Consider the following 2200-nt stretch of genomic DNA (forward strand, 5'->3'; position numbering starts at 1 on the left):
CCAGCTTCTTTTGCTTTAGCAGTTAGCCAATCTCCACGTCCGTTTGAAACAGAGTTAGAATAAATTACTAATTCTTGGCTCTTATCAGCTTTTTCTTCTGATTGAGGTGTATCGCTCGAAGAATTTGATGAATTATTTGAACCACCTGAACATGCTGCCAATGTTGTAACCGCAACCCCTGCAGCTAAAAGCGATAATAATTTAGATTTTTTCATATGAAAACTCCTTTATATTTTTAATAATAATTTTTTTTTAAAATTTTTCACAATATGGAACAAATCGTCTCATATCTTCAAATACTGTATAATCAATACGATTTACAGTAATTACAGGAATCTTTTCAAGTAGAACTTTTGTTAATTCCTTTTTCACCTTTGTAAACTCTTCATTTTCTTCTTCAGTTAATGGAACTCGAAGATATCCAATTGAGATATGGAATTGATAGCGATCATGATTAGGGAATCGAACACCTGCTTTTTCTGAAACATACGTTCTAATTTCTTCTAATCGTTTAGCTGATTTTTCATCTGCTGGTTCAACTAAAATGTTTTGATTGCCCATTTCAGTCACACGCATATGAATCTCTTCGTTTAGTAATGGGAAGATTTCTAGTTGCTTAGCAAAGTAATCATGAATTTCTTGTAATGGTGTATCTAGTGGTAGATGACTACTCCAAAATTCAGACTCACGATTTTCGTGACAAAGTAACTCTATTACTGTCATATGAATAGAATCTCTTGGAGTTAATGTAAATTTATCTATAAATGGCAACTCTCTATAACGTGATTGAATGATATCAACAACTTCCATCAAATCTGAATTAGTATAAAGATTTGCAACAACTGTATTCCCTGGGAAATGATTGAATTCCCCGTTCTCTTTGAACTTAATTTTTGTTAAGTTTTTCATAAAAAGACCTTCTTTTTTATTTTTGACATCGGTGTCATTCATGTTTACATTATACAATGTAAACGATTACTTTGTCAAGCGCTTTCATAATTTTTTTTTGATTTTTTTTATATATACATATCACAAGACTATTGTGCTTTATTATTTATTGTATCCATTAGGATTTTTGGATTGCCAATTCCATGTATCTCTACACATGTCTTCAACCGTTTTCGTAGTCTTCCAATTTAACTCCTTATACGCTTTGTCTGCATTTGCATAACAAGTCGCAACGTCTCCTGATCGTCTTGGAACAATTTTATAAGGAATTGGAACCTTATTGACACTTTCAAATGTATTTACAAGTTGTAATACACTAGTTCCCTCTCCTGAGCCCAGGTTATAAATATAAACATCTGTTTTTTCGGATACTTTTTCTAAAGCTTTTATATGCCCTATCGCTAAATCCACTACATGGATATAATCGCGAACACCAGTACCATCTACCGTATCATAATCATCTCCAAAAACACTTAGCTCTGATCGCTTGCCTACAGCTACTTGTGCAATAAAAGGCATCAAGTTGTTGGGAATTCCAGAGGGGTCTTCACCAATAAGCCCAGACTCATGAGCCCCAATCGGATTAAAATAACGAAGCAATGCAATACTCCACTCTGAATCTGCTACATGAACATCTTTTAAAATTTGTTCAAGCATCACTTTGGTGTACCCATAAGGGTTTGTTGCACTTGTCGGCATTGTCTCAATGAGGGGTGATTGATTGTGAATGCCGTATACAGTCGCACTCGATGAAAATACAATCTTCTTAACTTTAAACTCTGACATCACTTCAACAAGAGCTAATGTGCTCATAATATTATTTTCGTAGTACATCACAGGCTTTTGCACGGATTCGCCGACAGCTTTGTATCCTGCAAAATGAATTGCAGCGTCAATTGATTCTTGTTCAAATACTTTTCTCAATGATTGTTTATCGCAAACATCAAACTCGTAAAACGTAGGACGTTTTCCTGTAATTGCTTCAATACGATCTAACACTAAGATGCTAGAGTTCGAAAGATTATCAACAATGACAACTTCCTTCCCTAAATTTAATAATTCTACTACGGTATGGCTACCTATATAACCAGCTCCGCCTGTCACCAATATTGCCATTTGGGTTCCTCCTAATTAATTTCAACCGACTTAACAAATCTCATAAATGCTTCATGTCCAAACGGAGTATTCTTATAAACGCCAGCATCTTCGAGAACTCTCGCAAACACTTGTCCTACTTCGTGTTGAACTACGC

The 2200-nt window shown here is 34.8% G+C and carries 2 protein-coding genes and 2 pseudogenes; all 4 read right to left on the bottom strand.

From position 1 onward, the window contains the following. A pseudogene (locus Q0594_RS04645) lies at positions 1 to 215 on the bottom strand (iron ABC transporter substrate-binding protein); the annotation flags it as partial. 37 nt (positions 216 to 252) lie between these two features. Then, positions 253 to 909 carry a DUF1868 domain-containing protein gene (locus Q0594_RS04650; RefSeq protein WP_298730075.1) on the bottom strand — a complete coding sequence of 219 codons (657 nt, stop codon included), beginning with the start codon at positions 907 to 909 and terminating at the stop codon, positions 253 to 255. Between the two features lie 141 nt (positions 910 to 1050). After that, a complete protein-coding gene (gene galE / locus Q0594_RS04655; protein WP_084972183.1) occupies positions 1051 to 2064 on the bottom strand; it encodes a UDP-glucose 4-epimerase GalE in 1014 nt (337 codons plus the stop codon). 11 nt (positions 2065 to 2075) lie between these two features. Beyond that, positions 2076 to 2200, bottom strand: a pseudogene (locus Q0594_RS04660) (UTP--hexose-1-phosphate uridylyltransferase); the annotation flags it as partial.

Origin of the sequence: uncultured Granulicatella sp. (assembly GCF_938030755.1) — a bacterium.
In the GTDB taxonomy this organism is placed as follows: Bacteria; Bacillota; Bacilli; order Lactobacillales; family Aerococcaceae; genus Granulicatella.